This is a genomic window from Streptomyces sp. NRRL B-24572 (assembly GCF_002156145.1).
In the GTDB taxonomy this organism is placed as follows: Bacteria; Actinomycetota; Actinomycetes; order Streptomycetales; family Streptomycetaceae; genus Streptomyces; species Streptomyces vietnamensis.
The window spans coordinates 1-1,494 of record NZ_MWIG01000575.1 but is presented as its reverse complement, the minus strand read 5'-3'; the positions used below and the strand labels follow the sequence as shown (position 1 = coordinate 1,494).

The 1,494-nt window shown below is 72.7% G+C and carries 2 protein-coding genes and 1 pseudogene; all 3 read left to right on the top strand.

Annotated elements, in window-relative coordinates:
• Window positions 1-395, top strand: a pseudogene (locus CCN56_RS30435) (hypothetical protein); the annotation flags it as partial.
• Window positions 392-1,033: a hypothetical protein gene (locus CCN56_RS30430; protein ID WP_086831160.1), complete on the top strand. Its 642-nt coding sequence runs from the start codon at window positions 392-394 to the stop codon at window positions 1,031-1,033. The pseudogene CCN56_RS30435 and the gene CCN56_RS30430, both read left to right, overlap by 4 nt.
• A gap of 16 nt (window positions 1,034-1,049) precedes the next feature.
• Window positions 1,050-1,457, top strand: a complete 408-nt coding sequence (locus tag CCN56_RS30425) for a hypothetical protein (RefSeq protein ID WP_086831159.1) — start codon at window positions 1,050-1,052, stop codon at window positions 1,455-1,457.
• Window positions 1,458-1,494: the final 37 nt, after the last annotated feature.

The following is a 1,494-nucleotide window of genomic DNA, read 5'->3' as shown; positions in this document are numbered from 1 at the left end:
AGGTCGCCGGCGACCTCCTTGTGCGTTACGACAGCGCCCTCGCCCAGGTCCGGGACAACGCCCTGGGCGGCATCCAGCCCTCCCAGCCGGACCGTCTCGTCCTGACCTGGCAGCCGGACGGCAGCGTCGCCACCGCCCCCGTCGGCGACCGGGCCGGTGCCGTCCTGGAAGCAAACGGCTTCATCCAGGACCCTCACAGCGGCATCTACCGCCTCGGCATGGATGACACCCGGGCGCAGGCCCGTGCCCTGCGCGCGATCGGACCGCAGCTCGAAGCGCTCGGCATCGGCACGGCGCTCCAGCACCCGGCCAGCCGGACCGTGCCCACCTCGGCTCCGGCGTCCGTGCCACCCGTTCCGGCCGGCACCCGAGCCGCGGCCGCCCGGCCTCGATGAGCCAGAAGGAGCCCGATTTCTGGGTGCTGGAGTACGTGACCATCACCCAGGACCCCCGCACCGGTCTGGTCGTCGCCATCGGCGGGACCGACCGGGCGGCGGACATCCTTCAGCGAACCGGCTTCCTCTCCGCCCCCGGGCCCCGCGGTGACTACCACCGGCTGCCCCACGCATTGCCCTTCGAGGAACAGCGCCTGAAGGCGACCGCCGCCTCCCACGCCCTTCTCACCGCGGGCCACAGCGTTCACCTCGACCCCGCCCTGAACACGCTGACGACACCGGACGGCGATCGGGACGCGGCCCTGCGCTACCTCGCCCAGCTCGCCGAACGGGCCTTCGCCGCCAAGACCAGTAGTGAGGTGGCCGAGGTCCTGACCGAGATCGCCTCCCCGGTCCACGGGCTGCTTCCCCTCGTCCGGGAAGTCGTGGTCGGGGCCTGGAACGCCGCGATCCGCCAAGACGCCCAAGGCGAGGAAGCCGGCCCCGTCGCACGGCTCGGGGACACCACGGACTCGCTGTCCCACGCCGCGTACCTCATCCGCCTCGCCCGCGACCACATCGCCAGCACTCCGCGAGAGCCGGCCGCCCCGTCGCTGCCGCCGGGCCCCGCCCAGTCCCCAGCCGCCCGCCGCCGTTGACCCAGAGAAGAGACCCGTGGCCAATCTGGCTGACGAATACGGCACGGACGTGGAGCTCTACGTCAAGCCGTTGACTACCACCATCCACGCCGACACCCCCACTAGTGCTCCCGCCGCACTCCACAACCTGCTGGAACAGCTCGGGCTGAAGCGACACGAGTACCCCACCGGCGCGCCCCTCTACATCTGGCACACCGTGCCCGACGACCTCGCCGCAGACGAGCAAAGGCGCCTGGCGACCCGAGCCATCCCGGCCCTGCGCCTGGCCGGGTACAAGGTCAACTGCACTCCGGAAGTCTTCGACGAAGCCGCCTCCCAGCAGGCCGCACACGAGGCCCGCGCCCGCACGACCCACGCCTCACCGCGGAACCAGGCACCGGCCCCCTCCTCCTCGCGCCCCGCACCAGCCCGGCGCACCCCGTAAGACCGTTCGGGCGGCCCCGGCCTCGGCTGGGGCCGCC

Coding starts and splice junctions, on each gene's coding strand:
- CCN56_RS30430 (WP_086831160.1), top strand. CDS start 392: ATGAGCCAGAAGGAGCCCGATTTCTGGGTGCTGGAGTACGTGACCATC.